The 19,930-nt window shown below is 63.8% G+C and carries 12 protein-coding genes and 1 pseudogene; 1 reads left to right on the plus strand and 12 read right to left on the minus strand.

The window, feature by feature from the left end; genetic code table 11:
* Nucleotides 1–48: 48 nt before the first annotated feature.
* From putA to hemE, 5 genes are all read right to left on the minus strand, one after another.
* On the minus strand, nucleotides 49–3,987 hold the full coding sequence (gene putA, locus OKW29_RS35245; RefSeq protein ID WP_429294191.1) for a trifunctional transcriptional regulator/proline dehydrogenase/L-glutamate gamma-semialdehyde dehydrogenase: 3,939 nt from the start codon (nucleotides 3,985–3,987) through the stop codon (nucleotides 49–51).
* A 598-nt stretch (nucleotides 3,988–4,585) separates the two neighbouring features.
* The gene (locus OKW29_RS35250) at nucleotides 4,586–4,759 is read right to left on the minus strand and encodes a hypothetical protein (RefSeq protein ID WP_260321177.1); all 174 of its coding nucleotides are present in this window, start codon (nucleotides 4,757–4,759) and stop codon (nucleotides 4,586–4,588) included.
* A 109-nt stretch (nucleotides 4,760–4,868) separates the two neighbouring features.
* Nucleotides 4,869–6,299 carry a YeiH family protein gene (locus tag OKW29_RS35255; RefSeq protein ID WP_429294192.1) on the minus strand — a complete coding sequence of 477 codons (1,431 nt, stop codon included), beginning with the start codon at nucleotides 6,297–6,299 and terminating at the stop codon, nucleotides 4,869–4,871.
* A 169-nt stretch (nucleotides 6,300–6,468) separates the two neighbouring features.
* Nucleotides 6,469–8,706: a primosomal protein N' gene (locus OKW29_RS35260; protein WP_429294193.1), complete on the minus strand. Its 2,238-nt coding sequence runs from the start codon at nucleotides 8,704–8,706 to the stop codon at nucleotides 6,469–6,471.
* Nucleotides 8,707–9,180: 474 nt separating this feature from the next.
* Nucleotides 9,181–10,281, minus strand: coding sequence for a uroporphyrinogen decarboxylase (hemE, locus tag OKW29_RS35265; RefSeq protein WP_429294194.1), 1,101 nt, complete (start codon nucleotides 10,279–10,281; stop codon nucleotides 9,181–9,183).
* Between the two features lie 294 nt (nucleotides 10,282–10,575).
* Between hemE and OKW29_RS35270 the strand changes: the two genes are divergently transcribed.
* Nucleotides 10,576–11,367: a transporter substrate-binding domain-containing protein gene (locus OKW29_RS35270; protein WP_429294195.1), complete on the plus strand. Its 792-nt coding sequence runs from the start codon at nucleotides 10,576–10,578 to the stop codon at nucleotides 11,365–11,367.
* Nucleotides 11,368–12,182: 815 nt separating this feature from the next.
* Here OKW29_RS35270 and OKW29_RS35275 read toward each other — a convergent pair.
* The 7 genes and pseudogenes from OKW29_RS35275 to OKW29_RS35305 form a co-directional block, all read right to left on the minus strand.
* Nucleotides 12,183–13,913 carry an AMP-binding protein gene (locus OKW29_RS35275; protein WP_429294196.1) on the minus strand — a complete coding sequence of 577 codons (1,731 nt, stop codon included), beginning with the start codon at nucleotides 13,911–13,913 and terminating at the stop codon, nucleotides 12,183–12,185.
* Between the two features lie 234 nt (nucleotides 13,914–14,147).
* Nucleotides 14,148–14,574 (minus strand): annotated as a pseudogene (locus OKW29_RS35280) (F0F1 ATP synthase subunit epsilon).
* A 158-nt stretch (nucleotides 14,575–14,732) separates the two neighbouring features.
* Nucleotides 14,733–16,127: a F0F1 ATP synthase subunit beta gene (atpD, locus tag OKW29_RS35285; RefSeq protein ID WP_184036913.1), complete on the minus strand. Its 1,395-nt coding sequence runs from the start codon at nucleotides 16,125–16,127 to the stop codon at nucleotides 14,733–14,735.
* Nucleotides 16,128–16,228: 101 nt separating this feature from the next.
* Nucleotides 16,229–17,113, minus strand: coding sequence for a F0F1 ATP synthase subunit gamma (gene atpG / locus OKW29_RS35290; RefSeq protein ID WP_184069847.1), 885 nt, complete (start codon nucleotides 17,111–17,113; stop codon nucleotides 16,229–16,231).
* Between the two features lie 140 nt (nucleotides 17,114–17,253).
* Nucleotides 17,254–18,795, minus strand: coding sequence for a F0F1 ATP synthase subunit alpha (gene atpA, locus OKW29_RS35295; protein WP_429294197.1), 1,542 nt, complete (start codon nucleotides 18,793–18,795; stop codon nucleotides 17,254–17,256).
* 56 nt (nucleotides 18,796–18,851) lie between these two features.
* Nucleotides 18,852–19,391: a F0F1 ATP synthase subunit delta gene (locus tag OKW29_RS35300; RefSeq protein ID WP_090802396.1), complete on the minus strand. Its 540-nt coding sequence runs from the start codon at nucleotides 19,389–19,391 to the stop codon at nucleotides 18,852–18,854.
* Between the two features lie 2 nt (nucleotides 19,392–19,393).
* Nucleotides 19,394–19,864, minus strand: coding sequence for a F0F1 ATP synthase subunit B (locus OKW29_RS35305; protein ID WP_429294198.1), 471 nt, complete (start codon nucleotides 19,862–19,864; stop codon nucleotides 19,394–19,396).
* Nucleotides 19,865–19,930 lie beyond the last annotated feature (66 nt).

Here is a 19,930-nt window from a genome sequence, read left to right on the forward strand (position 1 = left end):
GGGTCGCCGTGCCGCTTCCTTTCTATTGAATAAATCGCCGAGGTTCGCTCAACCGATCGTCATCAAATTCGCATTGCCGCCTGCCGCCGCGGTATTCACGCTGACCGAGCGCTCGGTGAGCAGACGCTCGAGCGCGTAGTCCTCGTCGCCGCTCGCGAGCGCACGGGCCGCGACGCCCTGCACCGACACGATCGGCCCCGCGCGCTTCGCGACCTCCTTCACGAGCGCGAGCAGCTCATCGCTGTCGCCTTCGAACAGCACGGCGTCGAACGGCGCGTCGGCGCTCTTCTTCACGCTCGCGTGGGCCTTCAGCGACGCCGGCAATTGCGAAACCAATTGTTCACCGGCCGCGCCCTCGAACAACGCACGATTTCCCGTAGCCAGCGCCGCCGCGAACTGCACGCGCGCGCCGCTCGCCGTCGACGCGATACACAGCACCGTGCCGCGCGGGCCCAGCGTGTACGTATTGCGCTCGCCGGTCGGCCCCGACAGTACCGCGGTCGCGCCCGCCGGCACATGCGACAGATAGCCGTCGCAACGCGCGGCAAGCTGCGGCTCGCGCTCGGCGATCAGCCAGTCGCGCAACGCGGTCAGCGCGGCCGCCGGATTGTCGCCTTTTTCTGCCGCCTGCGCCGCCGGCGGTACTTCGACCACCAGCGCCTGCGCGAGCGACTTCGGCAAACCAGCCGGACGCGTTGCGAGCAGACGCTGCAGATATAACGCACCGCCGGCCTTCGGCCCCGTACCCGACAGTCCTTCGCCGCCGAACGGCTGCACCCCGACCACCGCGCCGATCACGTTGCGGTTCACGTAGATGTTGCCTACGTGTGCGCGGCTGATCACGTGCGCGATCGTTTCGTCGATGCGCGTGTGGATGCCGAGCGTCAAACCGTAACCCGTCGCGCGAATCTGTTCGAGCAGCTTGTCGAGCTGGCTGCGGCGATAGCGCACCACGTGCAGCACCGGACCGAACACTTCGCGCTTCAGCTCGTCGATGCTGTCGAGCTCGATCAGCGTCGGCGGCACGAAAGTACCCTGCGTCGCGCCCTCCGGCAGCGGCAGTTGCTCGACCTTGCGGCCCTTGTCGCGCATCGCCGCGATGTGCGCGTCGATGCCGCGCTTCGCGTCCAGGTCGATCACCGGGCCGACGTCGGTCGACAGCCGATCCGGGTTGCCGAGCGCGAGCTCGCGCATCGCGCCTGTCAGCATTTCGAGCGTGCGGTCCGCGACATCGTCCTGCAAACAAAGAACGCGCAACGCCGAACACCGTTGACCGGCGGAGTCGAAAGACGACTGCAGCACGTCGGCGACGACCTGCTCGGCGAGCGCCGACGAGTCGACGATCATCGCGTTCTGGCCGCCGGTTTCGGCGATCAGCGGAATCGGCTTGCCATCCGGATCGAGTCGGCCGGACAGCGTCTTGTTGATCAGACGCGCGACTTCGGTCGAGCCGGTAAACATCACCGCACGCGTGCGCGGATCGGCGACCAGCGCGGCTCCGACCGTCTCGCCATTGCCCGGCAGCAGTTGCACCGCGCCCGCCGGCACGCCCGCTTCGCGCAGAATTCGCACCGCCTGAGCTGCGATCAGCGGCGTCTGCTCGGCCGGTTTCGCGAGCACCGTGTTGCCGGCCGCGAGCGCGGCGGCCACCTGGCCCATGAAAATCGCCAGCGGGAAATTCCACGGGCTGATACAGACCACCGGACCGAGCGGCCGATGCGTGTCGTTCGAAAACTCGTCGCGGATCTGCGTCGAGTAGTAGCGCAGGAAGTCGATCGCTTCGCGGATTTCCGCGACCGCGTTGGCGAGCGATTTGCCCGCTTCGCGCACCACGAGGCCCATTAGCGTGTGCATCTGCGCTTCGAGCAGATCCGCGGCGCGCGCGAGGCAATCCGCGCGCGCCTCGACCGGCGTCGCCTGCCAGATCGGCGCGGCGGCCACCGCATGGCCGAGCGCGGCGCTCACATGCTCCGCCGTCGCTTCGACGACCGTGCCGACGAGATCACGCTGGTCGGCCGGGTTGCGCACGTCGCGCCCGGCGCCGACGGCGATCTGGTTGTCTTCGAGCATCGGCGCGGCGCGCCACGGATGATGCGCGCTCGCGAGCAGCGCCGACGACAGCGACGCGAGCCGATGCTCGTTCGACAGATCGAAGCCCATCGAATTGAGCCGTTGCGCGCCATACAGGTTGCGCGGCAGCGGAATGCGCGCGTGCGGGGCGCCGAGCGGCACGATCCTCGACGCTTCCTCGACCGGATCGGCGACCAGGTCCTTGATCGCGACGGATTCGTCGGCGATGCGGTTCACGAACGACGTGTTCGCGCCGTTCTCGAGCAGCCGGCGCACGAGGTACGCGAGCAGCGTCTCATGCGTACCGACCGGTGCGTACACGCGGCACGGGCGGTTCAGCTTGTCGCGGCCGGTGACTTCTTCGTAGAGCTGCTCGCCCATGCCGTGCAGGCACTGGAACTCGTACTGGCCGGGGTAGTAGTTATTGCCTGCGAGCTGATAGATCGCCGACAGCGTATGCGCGTTGTGCGTCGCGAACTGCGGATAGACGGCATCGGGCGCGCCGAGCAGTTTCTTCGCGCAGGCGAGGTACGACACGTCGGTGTAGACCTTGCGCGTGTAGACCGGATAGCCTTCGAGGCCGTCGACCTGCGCGCGCTTGATTTCCGTATCCCAGTACGCGCCCTTCACGAGCCGCACCATGACACGGTGGCGGCTGCGGCGCGCCAGATCGATCAGGTAGTCGATCACGAACGGGCAGCGCTTCTGATACGCCTGCACGACGAAGCCGATGCCGTTCCAGCCTTGCAGCTCCGGATCGAAGCACAGCGCTTCGAGCAGGTCGAGCGAGAGTTCGAGGCGGTCGGCTTCTTCGGCGTCGATATTGAGGGCGATGTCGTAGCGGCGCGCGAGGATCGCGAGCGAACGCACGCGCGGCAGCAGCTCGCTCATCGTGCGTTCCTGCTGCGCGCGCGAGTAGCGCGGATGCAGCGCCGACAGCTTGATCGAGATGCCGGGGCCTTCGTAGATGCCGCGGCCGCCCGCGGCCTTGCCGATCGCGTGGATCGCCTGCTCGTACGACGCGTAGTAGCGCTGCGCGTCGGCCTCGGTGGTGGCCGCTTCGCCGAGCATGTCGTATGAATAGCGGAAACCGCGCGCCTCGTACTTGCGGCTGTTCGCGAGCGCTTCGGAAATGTTCTCGCCGGTCACGAACTGCTCGCCCATCAGGCGCATCGCCATGTCGACGCCCTTGCGGATCAGCGGCTCGCCGCCCTTGCCGATCAGGCGCGTGAGCGCCGACGACAGGCTCGTCTCGCTATTGGTCGTCACCAGCTTGCCGGTGATCATCAGACCCCAGGTCGCCGCGTTGACGAACAGCGACGGCGCCTGGCCGACGTGCGATTTCCAGTCGCCCTTGCTGATCTTGTCGCGGATCAGCGCGTCGCGGGTCGCGCGGTCGGGGATGCGCAGCAGCGCCTCGGCGAGGCACATCAGCGCGACGCCTTCCTGGCTCGACAGCGAAAATTCGTGGATCAGCCCTTCCACGCCGCCGCCCTTGCTCTTCGAGCGCAGCGTTTCGACGAGCTTGCCGGCCATCGCCTGCACGTCGCCGGCGAGGTTGGCCGGCAGACGCGCCTGGCCGAGCAGGAACGGCACGCACTCGGGTTCAGGGCGGCGATACGCGGCGGTGATCGCCGCGCGCAGCACCGACTGCGGTTGCACGTTCTGCGCAAAATCGAGAAACGGATGGGATGCGCCGTCTTCCTCGTTCTCGACCGCCGCGCCGTCGGCGAGATCGGCCGTGCCGGTTGCGCCTGACAGTTCGGGCGGCAACTGGCCGTGCTCGATCTTTTCGAGGTAGGCGAAAATCGCCTGCTTGATCAACCAGTGCGGGGTGCGCTCGAGGCGGGTGGCGGCATCTTTGAGCCGGGAACGCAGGAGGTCGTCGACCTTGACGCCAAGGGTGGTGCTAGCCATGTTTCCTTCTCTGATACCGGGCGCGAGCCTGGCGAAAGACTAAAAGTTGGGCGAATCGTACGCCTCCAAATAAAAAGGTGCAACCAAATCGGCAGGTTGGTTGCACCCCATCGGAAGCCTTATGGAACATGGGTTTCCGGGCGGAGACCGACAGTCGGACCAGGGTGTTTTCGATCGGTACTTTCCCTGGCGTGATTCTTTTTGAAATAAGCCTTATCAAACGACTTCGCGCGCCGATATACAGAAGCACGATGACGGACGGCCCGAAACGTCGGTTTCAGGGCACGCAGAAAACATAAACGGGGTTCCCGAGGGTTGGTGTGATGGAAAAGTGGCTGGTAATACTGGGCATCTGGGCGATGTGCGCGGCCTGTGCGGTGTTTTTCATTCGAGGCGCGACAAGGGGCTCGAATCGGCGCGAAGAGGAGCGCAAGCGTGCGAGCGCGGCCTCGCGTGGATCGGCGGGCAATACGCGAAACGCGCTGAACGACTGAGATCAGGAGAGAGCGCGCAACGGCTCATGAAGCCGGATGCGCGCGAATGTGGGGATTCGCGACTGGATTGGCGCGGGGATTTGCGCCTGAAGATCGCTGTTGGATCAGCGCGGCCCGAGCGACGGCGCAACCGGCTCGAACCGCGCACAGACATCGCCGGGCGATACCAACTGGTCATGCAGACCACACAGTCGGCTATCCGCCACGCTCGCGCCGAACCCGGAACTGAACACGGCAAGCCCTGGGATACGCTGCTCGAGCGCATCCCGTTCGCTCACGCGATGCCGGCATGCGGCGCAGCAGGGCGCGTCCGCCGCGCAGCTGCGCTCTACGGCGCCTACGTATGGCGCAGCGCCGGCGCCACGATCCATCGAAATCTTCACGGCGTTATCCGAGGCTGTTCCAGTACGACGCGAACACGTGTGCGGACAGCGCGTAACCGATCGCGATATTGACCACCACGCCCGCCGTGAACGCGAGGAACGGCTTCAGACCGGTCGCGGCAAGCGAGCGGAAGCGCGTCGTCAGACCGATGCTCAGGAAGCAGAAGGTGAACGCCCACGTGCGCAGCACCGTGATCGGCGCGACGAACTCCGGCGTGACGATCTTACGGTAATCGGCGAGTGAATAATGGCTCGCGATCCACGTGACCAACGCCGACGCGATCACGAAGCCGATCACGAACTTCGGGAAACGCGCCCAGATCTCACCGGCATTCGCGCGCGCGGCGACGCCGCTGTCCTGCGCTTCCCAGCGCGTCGTCGCGACGATTGCGAGCACGAACGCCCAGATGCCGATCCAGATGTCGCGGCCGACCACCTTCATCAGCGTGAAGGCCTGCAACGACGCTTCGGGCGCGCCGGCGATCGCGCCGCTCGCGTGGCGCGCGAAATCGCCGTAGGCCTGGGCAGCGGCGATGCCCGCGGCGTCGGCGAATTCGGAGGTGCCGATCCAGGCGCCGGCGACGGCCGTCGGCAGTCCGAGCGAGCGCGACGCGAACGGCAGCACGAAGATCATCACGATCGCCCACAGCACGACCAGCGTGATCGCGACCGACGCCTGCTCGCGCTTCGCCCGTACCGCGCCGGCAATCGCGATCGCTGCCGACACGCCGCACACCGCGCCGCCGACACCGAGCACGGCGGCAAAGCGTCGATCGAGTCCGAATGCTCGCGCAACGAGAAAGATCACGAAGAACGTCACCAATGACACGATGCTCGCCTGGACGACCGCGACCGGACCGGCCCACACGAGCAGCGTGAACGGCAGCGTCGCGCCGAGCAGCACGATACCGACCTTGATGTAAAACTCGACGCGCAGCCCGGCCGCGAGCCACTCCGGCAGCGTGAACAGGTTCGACACGAGCAGCCCGAGCGCGAGCGCGACGAGCGGCGGCTCGAGGTTGTACCTGGACGCGTCGACCCATGCGCCGAGCGTCAGAATCAGCGCGGAAGCGACGAACACCACGATGAAGGCGGCGAGAAACGCGCCGACGCGCTGCCGGAGCAGGGCGACGCTCACGCCGAACAGCACTGCGAATGTCGCGAATAGCGCGAAGTAGTTGGGTAGATGCTTGCCGATGTCCTGCGCGGCCTGCGCGACGCTCGACCATTTGGCCGGCGCGACCGCGAGCCACCTGATGCTGCTGCCCGACGCGAACAGCGCCCACGCGATCACGATCACGAGCAGGCCGACGCCCGCGGCGAGCCAGTCTTCGGTCAGCGAAAAGCCGCTGCCTCGTGCGGTTTGCGCGTCTTGTGTACCTTGCCGCTGACCCGGCGCGGCGCCCTCCGGCACGGTGTGATGGGTGTCGCTCATTGCACATGCCCCGCGAAAGTTGAGTGGCATCGGCGCGAAGTTATTGTCGTTTAGCCCCAAAATGCGCCGATTTGGCGACTATAGGCGAGCGGGATCGCAAAGCGAAACGATCATTCGCTCTATGGATATGACTCAAAGAAGTATGGCCGGCGTCATCTGGCCCGTGGCGTCAGATGTCGAGCGGATCGACCTCGAGGTTCCAGCGCAGCACGCCCTTGAGCGCGCGCAACAGTGGCTGCCACGCGCGCAGCGTAGCCTGCAGCGCCGCGCGCGATGCGCTTTCGATCAGCAGCTGCGCGCGATGCACGTGCATCACCTTGACGATCGTGAGCGGCACTGCGTCGTAGACGGTGACGCGCTCGGCGGCAGGAATCCGCGCAAGTTCGGCGGCGGCCTGCTGCAGAAACGCGAGCGCCGCTTCGAGCGTGCGGCCTTCGGCGCGCAACAGCGCCTGGTAGACGAACGGCGGCAGGTGCGCGTCGCGTCGCTCGGCGAGCGTCGCATTGGCGAAGCCGACGTAGTCATGACGGCACAGCGCGTGATACAGCGCGTGACGCGGATAGCGCGTCTGCACCAGCACTTCGCCCGGCAGACCGGCGCGGCCCGCGCGGCCGCTCACCTGCATCAGCTGCGCGAACAGACGCTCGCTCGCGCGGAAATCATGCGAAAACAGCGCGGTATCGGCGTTCAGCACGCCAACCAGTGACACGCGCTGGAAATCGTGTCCCTTCGCGATCATCTGCGTGCCGACCAGAATATCGACCTCGCCCGCGTGCACGTCCGAGAACAACGCCTGCGCGCTGCCCTTGCGGCGCGTGCTGTCGGCGTCGATACGGAGCACACGGGCGCCCGGCACCGCGCTCGCAAGCGTTTCCTCGACGCGCTGCGTGCCGCGCCCGAGCGGTGCGATATCGACGTTGCCACACTCCGGGCACGAACGCGGGATACGAGACTCCCAGCCGCAGTGATGGCAGCGCAGCGCGCGCTCGGGCTTGTGCAGCACGACGTAGGCGCTGCAGCGCGGACAACCGGCCACCCAGCCGCACGCGTCGCAGGCGAGTTGCGGCGCGTAGCCACGGCGGTTGAGGAACACGAGGCTCTGCTCGCCGCGTTCGAGCCGCGCCTTTATCGCGGCGATCAACGGGCCCGACAAACCTTCGATCGATGCCCGCCCGCGCCGGCGCTCGTCTTCGAGATCGATGAGACGCACGCTCGGCAGTGCGGCCTCGGCGACGGCGCGGCGCGACAGCGTGAGCCGCTCGTAGCGGCCCTGATCTGCCTGCCACCAGCTCTCGAGCGACGGCGTCGCCGAGCCAAGCACGACCGGCACGCCGAGTTGCTTCGCCCGATAGATCGCGAGATCGCGCGCCGAATAGCGCAAGCCTTCCTGCTGCTTGTAGGCCGGATCGTGCTCCTCGTCGACGACGATGATCGCCAGCCGCGGCAGCGACGCGAGCACCGCGAGCCGCGTGCCGAGCACGATGCGCGCGCGGCCGGTGTGCGCGGCGAACCAGTTGCGGGCGCGCTCGCCTTCGGCGAGGCCGCTATGCAGCGTGACGATCGCGCTGGCGTCGAGCGCGGCGAAGCGGGCGCGGAACGCCGCCTCGAACTGCGGCGTCAGGTTGATTTCCGGTACCAGCACGAGCGCTTGCGCGTCGGGCTTGCCGGCCAGAATCGCGGCGAGCGCGCGCAGATACACCTCGGTCTTGCCGCTGCCCGTCACCCCGTGCAGCAGGAACGGCGCGAAGCCGTGGGCGTCGCGGATCGCTTCGACGGCACTCGCCTGTTCGTCGGTGAGGGTTGGCAGGGCAGGCGCGGGCATGTTCGGCAGCGACGCGGCGGCGGGCACCGTGGCGGCGTCGATCACATCGAGCGTGACCCAGCCTGCCGTCTGCCATGTGTCGAGTGTCGCCAGCGCCTTCGGATGCAGCGCGCGGGCGTCGGCAGCGAGGAGGAAGTCGGCTTGAGCGAGCGCTTGAGCGAGCGCTCGGAGCGCGGTCGCGCGGGCCGGCAAGGCGTCAGGCAATACCGTGCGGCCCTCGGCCGTCAACCGATAGCGCTCTTCCGGGGCGAACAGCCGCGACCAGCGCGACGCGTCGCGCAGCGCCTGCGGCAGCCCCGGCAGCGCCACTTCGCCGAGACCGCGCTGATAGTAGTCCGCGGCGAATGCGGCGAGCGCGAGCCAATGTGTCGAGACCGGCGGACACGCCGTGCAGACCTGATCCACATCACGCAGGCGCTCGGCCGGCACGTCGCTGTGAGCGGTCACTTCGCAAACGAGCCCCACCACGTGCCGCTTGCCAAACGGAACGCTGACGAGCGTGCCTACGACAGCCGCCCCGGAGATGTCGCAGCGGTAGTCGAACAGGGTCGGCAGCGGATGGTCGAGCGCGACGCGGACGAACATTTCGTTCACTCGGCGTGGCACTGAGGATGAGCCGGCACGAGGCCAACTCGCGGCGCGGGGTGGGTCGCATGGGACGCGAAGCCGTAGAAGTTAAAGTAAAACCTTAATTTCACCGCTAAGTTTTGGATTCGACTGAACAATTGCGCTCGGCTCGCGGCCCTGTGGATAACTTTGTTGAGAACTTCGCTTCGACGGGCCGCAAACGGCGCCGCGACGGCCTTGTGTGGGATTCCGCACATTTCATCACGCGCCCCGCAAACCCTTGCCCGACAGGGCTCAGATCAAATGCGCCGAGTATGTGCAAGGGTCGGGGCACGATTAAAGTCTCTACCGCGGCGCAGCGTGCGAAGTGTGCATAAGTCAGCTCTTGACTTTCGTAAGACCACCATCTGGCGGCCTATTCGCGGAGCTGCGGTCCTTAGGGCGAGAGCCCAATTCGCTGCGATGCAACAAGAAACGGTAATGATTACACACTCACGCGGGCGTATGTGCGCCACTACGAATAGCGCGGCTGTGACGATGCACTTCGTCGACCAGTTCAGCAACATGCTCTGGCGGCGTGAACTGTGAAATGCCGTGACCCAGATTGAAAACGTGGCCGGGATGGTTGCCGAAACTGTCGAGCACCGCGCGCGCTTCCATGCGGATCGCGGCAGGCGGCGCAAACAGCACCGACGGATCGATGTTGCCCTGAAGCGCCACCTTGCCACCGACACGTTCGCGCGCCTTGCCGAGGTTCACGGTCCAGTCGAGGCCCACCGCGTCGACGCCGCTCGCGGCGATGTCCTCGAGCCACAGGCCGCCCCCCTTCGTGAACGCGATGACGGGCACTTTTTCGCCGTCGTGTTCGCGCTTCAGCTGGCTGACCACCTGCTCGATGTAGCGCAGCGAAAAGCGCTGATAGATGCCATCGGCGAGCGCTCCGCCCCATGTGTCGAAAATCATCACCGCTTGCGCGCCAGCTTCGATCTGCGCGTTCAGATATGCCGCGACCGAGCGCGCGTTGACCTCGAGAATCCGCTGCAGCAGATCGGGACGCGCGTACAGCATCGATTTGACGGTGCGAAAGTCCGCCGAGCCGCCGCCTTCCACCATGTAGCACGCGAGCGTCCACGGGCTGCCTGAGAAGCCGATCAGAGGCACGCGCTGGCGGCCTTGCGCGTCCTTCAGCGCCGAGCGGATTTCACGCACGGCGTCGGTCACGTAGCGCAGTGTCGCGTCGATGTCGGGCACCGCCAGGCGCGCGACGTCGTCTTCGGTGCGCACCGGACGGGCAAATCTCGGCCCTTCGCCGTTGACGAACTCGAGACCGAGGCCCATCGCGTCGGGCACGGTCAGGATGTCGGAGAACAGGATCGCGGCGTCGAGCGGATAGCGATCGAGGGGCTGCAAGGTGACTTCCGTCGCGAAAGCCGGGTTCTTCGCGAGACCGAGGAAACTGCCCGCGCGGCCGCGCGTGGCGTTGTATTCCGGCAGATAGCGGCCAGCCTGCCGCATCAGCCAGATCGGCGTGTAGTCGGTGGGCTGGCGCTGCAGCGCGCGCAGAAAAGTGTCGTTCAGGAGTTGATGGGCCACGTTGCGTGCGACTGAAGAGCTGAGGGCAAATGAGCATTTTACCGGAGGCGGCTCCGGACATCGCGCGTCGCGGGGTAATGAATGTTGCGGCGGCGCGTCGTGGGAAGCGGGCGGAAAGCAGCTCGGACGCACCTCGATCAACTACCGCGCGCCACTGCCCGCACGGGTCAGGGTCGATGTCTTCCGCTGCCCGGGTCGCCCTAGCTGAACGGCCGATGTTCAAGCCCGCGCTGCCAAGCTACTATCCGACAGCTTTACCGATGAATTGCACACTACACACCACCAGGAGACTCGATGAAGAAGGCAGCACTCGCAATGCTCGGCGCGCTCGCCGGCGTCCTGATGCACGTCGGCGTAGCCAGCGCGCAAAACGCCGCGCCCGCGCCGTCCAGGCTCGACGACATCATCAGCCGCGGCACGCTGCGCGCTTGCACTACCGGCGACTACAAGCCGTATTCGTTCTACAGGGGCGATGGCCAGTTCGAGGGCATCGATATCGACATGGCTGAATCGCTCGCGAAGTCGCTCGGCGTGAATGTCGAGTTCGTCAAGACGTCGTGGTCGAACCTGATGAACGACTTCGTCGCAAAGTGCGACATCGGCATTGGCGGTGTGTCGCCGACGCTCGAGCGCCAGAAGCATGCGTTCTTCACACAGGCTTACATGATCGACGGCAAAACGCCGATCGTCCGTTGCGACGACGTCAACAAATATCAGACGGTCGCGCAGATCGATCAACCGTCCACACGTGTGATCGTCAATCCGGGGGGCACCAACGAGAAGTTCGCGAAGCAATACTTCACGCACGCAAACGTGACCGTTTATCCGGACAACGTGACGATCTTCAAGCAGATCCTCGCGGGCAAGGCGGACGTGATGGTGACGGATGCGTCGGAAACGCTGCTGCAGCAGAAACTCAATCCCGGCCTCTGCTCGGTGCATCCGGACAAGCCGTTCCAGTACGGCGAGAAGGCCTGGTTGCTACCGCGCGGGGATATCGCGTTCCAGCAATACGTCGATCAGTGGCTGCATCTCGCTCGAGCGACCGGCGAGTATCAGGCTATCTCGGACAAGTGGTTGAAGTAAGCCGACCGTGTCCGTTGGAGGGCGTCAGTTGCTGACTGATTGCGAGGGCGGCCTGCGCGCGCCTGGAGATTTGGGTGCCGGCGATGATGTAACGAAGGGCGACGTCGTCGGGTCGTATAACTGTCCGGGTCAGGTCCAAGGTGCAGCGATGCGCCCCTTTCCAATACGCTGCACAAGCGGATTCCCTTTGCTGCATTGCATCACAGGTTTTTCATCGAATTGCGATGTATTTCGGGGCAGGGTCACAGCGCTGGTTCCGCAGGAAATTCGTAGCTCGAACGCTGCAGACGCAACCATTTCACGCTGATGAGTGACCCAATTTCTGCTGCACCAGGCGTCATGAATGGCATCAATCATGCGTATTAAATTGCGGCATAGTCATCGGTAATAACTACGTTTTAAAGGTTTCATTTTGGCAATAAATCCCGCAACGCCTTATCTGGCGGGCGTTACAACCTGAAACACTTTGTTACCGCGTTCATAGGGTAATTCGCCCACAATGCCCTCAACGGTTTCAACACGGATGTGGCTGTGTGCGTGGTGTGAGCGGATACGATGCACTTGCCGGTCGGCGCTTGCCGAAGCCCTGTAAAGGGGCATCCCTGCTGGGGCCGTCATCGACGCAGGGGCGTCGTGATAACCGTCCCATCTTTGGTCTCCTCGCGCTAACCCCGTAGCGTGTGGTTTTTAGCGGGCTCCAGGCCCGCTTTTTTTTCGCCTGCTCAAACGTTTGCGCGCGACGAATCCTCACCGCGCAACTCCTGTTCTACCGTACCTATTTGGCATATTTGGCTGCGCAACGTGCTGCAGCGGCGTCACGCCGTCTTGTCCTCTCTGAGTTTCAACTCGCCGATCATCCGTTCGCGCATCACGAATTTTTGCACCTTGCCGGTCACGGTCATCGGCAGTTCATCGACGAAGCGGATATATCGCGGCACCTTGTAGTGCGCAATCTGTCCCTGGCAGAACTGCTGGATTTCTTCTGCCGTCGCCTGTTCGCCGGTCCGCAGCACGATCCACGCGCATACTTCTTCGCCATACCTGGTATCGGGCACGCCGAACACCTGCACGCTCTGGATCTTCGGGTGACGGAACAGAAACTCCTCGATCTCGCGCGGATAGATGTTTTCGCCGCCGCGAATCAGCATGTCCTTCAGCCGGCCTACGATGTTGCAATAGCCTTCGGCGTCGAGCGTCGCCAGGTCGCCCGTGTGCATCCAGCCGTCGACGATACTCTCGTGCGTCTTCGCGTCGTCCCCCCAGTAACCGAGCATCACCGAGTAGCCGCGCGTGCATAGCTCGCCCGTTTCGCCGACCGGCACGATATTGCCGAGCGGATCGACGATTTTCACTTCGAGATGCGGCTGGATGCGCCCGACTGTCGTCGTACGCTTGTCGAGCGGATCGGTCGTCGAGCTCTGGAACGAGACTGGGCTGGTTTCCGTCATGCCGTAGGCGATCGTGATCTCGCTCAGGTGCATCTTCGAGACGACCTTCTTCATCGTCTCGATCGGGCACGGCGAGCCCGCCATGATGCCGGTGCGCAGCCGCGAGAAGTCGTACGAGGGGAAGGTCGGATGGTCGAGTTCTGCGATGAACATCGTCGGGACGCCGTGCAGCGCGGTGCATTTTTCCTCCGCGGTCGCGGTGAGTGTCGCGGCCGGATCGAAGCCCTCGCCCGGAAACACCATGTTCGCCCCGACCGACACGCACGCGAGCACCGCCAGCACCATCCCGAAGCAGTGGTACAGCGGCACTGGAATGCACAGGCCGTCCTGCTCGCTGAGCCGCATCGCCATCGCGATATAGCGCGCGTTGTTCACGACGTTGCGATGCGTCAGCGTCGCGCCCTTCGGATTGCCCGTCGTGCCGCTCGTGAACTGGATGTTGATCGGCTCCCGGCACGACAGCGTCGCGCCGATCGCATCGAGCCGAGTGGCGTCGAACGACGCACGGCCACGCTCGATCACGTCGGAAAAGCTCAGCATGCCTGGCGTCTCCGTGTCGCACATGCGGATCACGTAGCGCAGTTTCGGCAGCCGCGCGGCATGCAGTTCACCCGGCGGCTGCGTCGCCAATTCGGGCGCGAGTTCCTGCAGCATCTCGAGGTACATCGACGTCTTGAAGCGCTCGGCGGTGATGATCGCCTTGCAACCGGCCTTGTTCAGCGCGTATTCGAGCTCCGCGAGCCGGTAGGCAGGATTGATGTTGACGAGGATTGCGCCGATACGCGCGGTCGCGAACTGCGTCAGCAGCCACTCGACGCGGTTCGGCGACCAGATGCCGACGCGATCGCCCTTCGCGATGCCGAGTGCAAGCAGCCCGGACGCAAGCACATCCACTTCCTGCGCGAATTCGCTCCACGTCCAGCGGATGCGCTGCTCCCGAAACACCACGGCCGGCCGGTCGGGAAAGCGCGCCGCGGTGTCGCGCAGAAGCTCGCCGACGGTCGCTTCGCTCAACGGATTTTCAGTCGACCCGCGCACATACGACAGTCCATCCGCGGGTTCGATGAGCGCACCTTCTCCCGAGCTATGCGTTGCCATGGTGTTGTCTCCGTGAGCGCAAGCGCGCTCGATTGAAATGAATTTGAAATCGATTGTGCACCGGCGCGTATCCGGCCGGCATCAAGTCTTACCCGCACCGCGTCGCATCGACCGCGGCGAGCGGTGACCGTCCGTTACTCCAACCTCGTGGATTTTGCCGACCTTTACGTAAACGTCAACTAGCTATCAAAAAAAAGCAGCCGCGCAGGCTGCTTTCTTCCATTACGTGCTGCTTTAGTGCTGGCCGCGCAGCTTGCGCAAACGCTGGATTGCCGCGAGTTGCGCCGTCGCGTACGCGAGTTCCGCCTGTGCGGTCGCGTACTCGAGGTTCGAGCCCGTGTTCTGCAGCGCCTCTTCCGCACGCTTGCGTGCGTCTTCGGCCTTGGCTTCGTCGAGATCCTTGCCGCGGATCGCGGTGTCGGCGAGAACCGTCACTGCACCCGGTTGGACTTCGAGGATGCCGCCGGCGACGAACACAAACTCTTCTTCGCCGTTTTCAACTTCGATGCGCACCGCACCCGGACGGATCCGCGTGATGAGCGGCGTGTGGCCCGGCAGAATGCCGAGTTCACCCGCTTCGCCTGGCAGCGCGACGAACTTCCGCCTGGCCCGAGAAGATTTCCTCTTCCGCGCTGACGACGTCTACTTTAATGGTTGCCATATGTGTCGACTCCTGTCGACGAGAGTTAGCGCTTGAGTGCTGACTCCCGTCCCATGCAAGGCGGGTTGAGCGTAATCAGAGACGCTGGCTTTGCGCAACACTACCGTTTTGGCAGCCGTGATGCGCGAGGTCGGCACCCGCTTCGTTACACCCGACCTTTACTGGATCTTCTTGGCTTTTTCGAAGGCTTCGTCGATCGTGCCGACCATGTAGAACGCTTGCTCCGGCAGGTGGTCGCACTCGCCTTCGACGATCATCTTGAAGCCACGGATCGTTTCCTTCAGCGGCACGTACTTGCCCGGCGAACCCGTGAACACTTCAGCGACGTGGAACGGCTGCGACAGGAAACGCTGAATCTTGCGAGCGCGCGCGACGGAAAGCTTGTCTTCCGGCGCGAGTTCGTCCATGCCCAGAATCGCGATAATGTCGCGCAGTTCCTTGTAGCGCTGCAGCGTTTGCTGCACGCCGCGCGTGATCGAGTAGTGCTCTTCGCCGATCACGTGCGGGTCGATCTGACGCGAGGTCGAATCGAGCGGGTCCACCGCGGGGTAGATACCGAGCGAAGCGATGTCACGCGACAGCACGACGGTTGCGTCGAGGTGGCCGAAGGTCGTAGCCGGCGACGGGTCGGTCAAGTCGTCTGCAGGGACGTACACGGCCTGCACCGACGTGATCGAGCCAGTCTTGGTCGACGTAATACGCTCCTGCAACTTACCCATTTCTTCAGCCAGCGTCGGCTGATAGCCCACTGCCGACGGCATACGGCCGAGCAGTGCCGACACTTCGGTACCGGCCAGCGTAAAACGGTAGATGTTGTCGACGAAGAACAGCACGTCGAGGCCTTCGTCACGGAAGTGCTCGGCCATCGTCAGGCCGGTCAGCGCGACGCGCAGACGGTTGCCCGGCGGCTCGTTCATCTGGCCGTACACCAGCGCGACCTTGTCGAGAACGTTCGAGTCCTTCATTTCATGATAGAAGTCGTTCCCTTCGCGGGTACGCTCGCCCACACCGGCGAACACGGAGTAGCCGCCGTGTTCCTTCGCGATGTTGTTGATCAGTTCCATCATGTTCACGGTCTTGCCCACGCCGGCGCCACCGAACAGACCCACCTTACCGCCCTTCGCGAACGGGCAGATCAGGTCGATAACCTTGATGCCGGTTTCGAGCAGCTCGGTCGACGGCGACAGTTGGTCGAACGCCGGAGCCTTCTGGTGGATCGCACGCGTGGTTTCGCTCGAGATCGGGCCGGCTTCGTCGATCGGACGGCCAAGCACGTCCATGATACGGCCGAGGGTCGGCTTGCCGACCGGCACGCTGATCGGGTTGCCCGTGTTCTTGACGATCGTGCCGCGGCGCAGACCATCCGAAGCACCCAGACAGATGGTACGGACCACGCCGTCGCCCAACTGCTGCTGGACTTCGAGCGTCAGTTCCGAACCTTCCAGAATGAGCGCGTCGTAGATCTTCGGCATGGTTTCACGCGGAAATTCCACGTCGATCACCGCGCCGATGCACTGTACGATCTTGCCTTCTACCAAAGCAGTAGTACTCATCGCTTTTCCTTTAGATACTCAATTCTTCACTCGCGCAAAGGCGCAGTTTCTCCGATGGGCGCGCCGCTCGGGCGCACACGCAACGACCTGCCTGACCGGGGTCAGACGGCCGCCGCTCCACCGACGATTTCCGACAGTTCTTTCGTGATCGCGGCCTGACGGCTCTTGTTGTAGACGAGCTGCAGATCGTTGATGACCGTCTTCGCATTGTCCGAAGCGGCTTTCATCGCGACCATGCGGGCCGACTGCTCCGATGCCATGTTTTCCGCGACGGCCTGATAGACCAGCGCTTCGACATAACGCACCAGCAGTTCGTCCACCACTGCCTGCGCATCCGGCTCGTAGATGTAGTCCCACTGCGTGCTCGGCGTCGTACCGTCTTCTTCCGTGCGCTCGAACTGGTCCGCCGATAATGGCAGCAGTTGCTCGATCACCGGCTCCTGCTTCATCGTGTTGACGAAGCGCGTGTACGCGAGGTACACCGCCGAAATCTTCCCTTCCGAGTACAGGTCGAGCTGCACCTTCACAGCGCCGATCAGTTTTTCCAGATGCGGCGTATCGCCCAGTTGCACGACGTTCGACACGACTTTCGCCTGCAGTCGGTTCAGGAAGCCCAGGCCCTTGCTGCCGATCGCGGTTGCCTCGATCGTCTTGCCTTGGCCTTCCAGTTCCTTGAACTTCTGCAGCGACGCACGGAGCACGTTGGTGTTCATCCCCCCGCACAGACCTTTATCAGTCGTGACGAGGATGATGCCGGCCGCCTTCGCGCCTTCGTTCGACACCATGAACGGGTGACGATACTCCGGGTTCGCACGGCTCATGTGCGCAGCGATATCGCGGACCTTGTCGGCATACGGGCGAGCAGCGCGCATGCGCTCCTGAGCGCGGCGCATCTTCGATGCGGCCACCATCTCCATCGCTTTCGTGATCTTGCGCGTGTTTTGCACGCTCTTGATCTTGCCGCGAATTTCCTTCATTCCAGCCATTGCTTGCTCCTTTGTCGGCCCGAGTTAGCGCTTTAGCGCTTACTCGGGTCCCATGCAATGCGGCCGAAGTAGCGCGGGAGCATTCGCATGCGGCCCGCGCCGCTTCAAGGTCCGTTTATGCCTTGCGGATCACTCGCGGATCAATAAGCGCCGGACTTCTTGAAGTCTTTGACGGCCGTGTGCAGCAGGCCTTCGTCGTCCTTCGAGAGTTCCTTGGTATCTTCGATACGCTTGACCAGGTCAGCATGGCTCGTCTTCAGGTGGTCGCGCAAGCCCTTTTCGAACGGCAGGACTTGAGCAACTTCGAGGTCGTCGAGATAGCCGTTGTTCGCCGCGAACAGCGACACAGCCAGTTCCCACACTTGCAGCGGCTGATACTGCGGCTGCTTCAGCAGTTCCGTCACGCGGCGGCCGCGCTCGAGTTGCTTGCGGGTCGCTTCGTCGAGGTCCGATGCGAACTGCGCGAACGCAGCGAGTTCGCGGTACTGCGCCAGGTCGGTACGGATACCGCCCGACAGCTTCTTCACGACCTTCGTTTGAGCCGCGCCACCCACACGCGACACCGACACGCCTGCGTTAATTGCCGGGCGGATACCTGCGTTGAAGAGATCGGTTTCAAGGAAGATCTGGCCGTCGGTAATCGAGATCACGTTCGTCGGAACGAATGCGGTCACGTCGCCTGCCTGCGTTTCGATGACCGGCAGTGCCGTCAGCGAACCGCTCCTGCCCTTCACTTCACCATTGGTGAACTTCTCGACGTACTCTTCCGAGACGCGAGCAGCACGCTCGAGCAGACGCGAGTGCAGATAGAACACGTCACCCGGGTAAGCTTCACGGCCCGGCGGGCGGCGCAGCAGCAGCGAGATCTGACGGTATGCCCAAGCCTGCTTGGTCAAGTCGTCATAAACGATCAGCGCGTCCTGGCCGCGATCGCGGAAGTATTCGCCCATCGTGCAGCCGGCGTACGGCGCGAGGTATTGCATCGCGGCCGATTCCGAAGCGGAAGCGGCCACGACGATCGTGTACTCCAGCGCGCCAGTTTCTTCCAGCTTGCGCAACACGTTCATGATCGACGAAGCCTTCTGGCCGATCGCGACGTAGATACAGACGAGATTCTTGCCCTTCTGGTTGATGATCGCGTCGACTGCGACTGCGGTCTTGCCGCACTGACGGTCGCCGATGATCAGCTCACGCTGGCCACGGCCGATCGGCACCATCGCGTCGATCGACTTCAGACCGGTCTGGACCGGCTCCGAAACCGACTTACGCCAGATCACGCCCGGAGCAATCTTTTCGATTGCATCGGTCTTCTTCGCGTTGATCGGGCCTTTGCCGTCGATCGGGTTGCCGAGTGTGTCGACCACGCGGCCGAGCAGTTCCGGACCCACCGGCACTTCCAGAATGCGGCCCGTCGTCTTGACGATGTCGCCTTCCGAAATGTGTTCGTATTCACCCAGAATCACGGCGCCGACCGAGTCGCGCTCGAGGTTCAGCGCGAGACCGAAGGTGTTGCCCGGAAATTCGAGCATTTCGCCCTGCATCACTTCCGACAGGCCGTGGATACGCACGATACCGTCGGTCACGGAGATCACGGTGCCCTGGTTGCGAACGTCTGCGCTCGCGTCAAGGCCCTGGATCCGGCTCTTGATCAGCTCGCTGATCTCAGAGGGATTGAGTTGCATTATTCGCTCCTGATAGTCAATTCTGTTGCGTGCCAGCCGCTAAAACGCGAAGCGCTTCAGGCCGTCAGGGCCGTTTGCATGCTGGCGAGCCGCGCGCGGACCGAGGTATCGAGCACTTCGTCGCCGACCGTCACGCGTACGCCGCCGATCAGCGAGTGATCGACTTCGACCGTCGGCTTCAGCTTGCGTTTGAACTTGCGTTCGAGGCTTGCGACGAGTTCGTTCAACTGCGCACCTTCGAGCGGGAATGCGCTGACGATCAGCACATCTGCTGCCCCTTCGCGGGCGTTCTTCAACTCTTCGAACTGCGAGGCGATTTCCGGCAGCAGCTGCAGGCGATGGTTGTCCACCAGCATCTGCACCAGATTCTTCGCTTGCGCGTTGTCCTTGAGCGGCGACTTGACCGCGGCCAGCAGCAGATCGCTTACCTGGGCACGGCTCACTTTCGGGCTCGAGGCGATCGACAGCACTTCGGGCAGACGCGCAACCTGTGCCAGCTCCTGCACGAGCGTGGACCAGGCGGCGATGTCACCAGCTTCGGCCACGCCAAACAGCGCTTCCGCGTACGGACGGGCGATGGTTGCAAGTTCGGCCATGATCAGAGCTCGGCTTTCAGTTGATTCAGCAGGTCAGCATGAGCCGCCTGGTCGACTTCGCGCTGCAGGATCTGTTCAGCGCCCTTCACAGCGAGTGCAGCAACTTCGCCACGCAGCACTTCGCGCGCCTTCACGACTTGCTGATCCGCGTCGGCCTTCGCCTGCGCGATGATGCGGGCGGCTTCCGCCTGCGCCTGAGCCTTGATTTCGTCGGCGACTGCGACAGCGCGCTTTTCAGCGTCGGCAATGCGTTGCTGGCCGTCGTTGCGAGCCTGAGCCAGTTCCTGGTCGACGCGCTTGTGAGCGGCTTCGAGTTCCTGCTTGCCCTTTTCCGCGGCGGACAGACCGTCGGCGATCTTCCTCGCGCGCTCGTCGATGGCGTTGATCAGCGGCGGCCACACGAATTTCATCGTGAACCACGCGAGGATCAGGAACACGACCATTTGCGCAAACAGGGTTGCGTTGAGATTCACGGTGTTTCCTTAAACGTTGCTAGTTCGGAAAGTGAAACGGCAAGGCGCTCATCGATTCTGCTCGAT

The sequence above is a fragment of the Paraburkholderia sp. CI3 genome (assembly GCF_050436505.1).
GTDB lineage: Bacteria > Pseudomonadota > Gammaproteobacteria > Burkholderiales > Burkholderiaceae > Paraburkholderia > Paraburkholderia tuberum.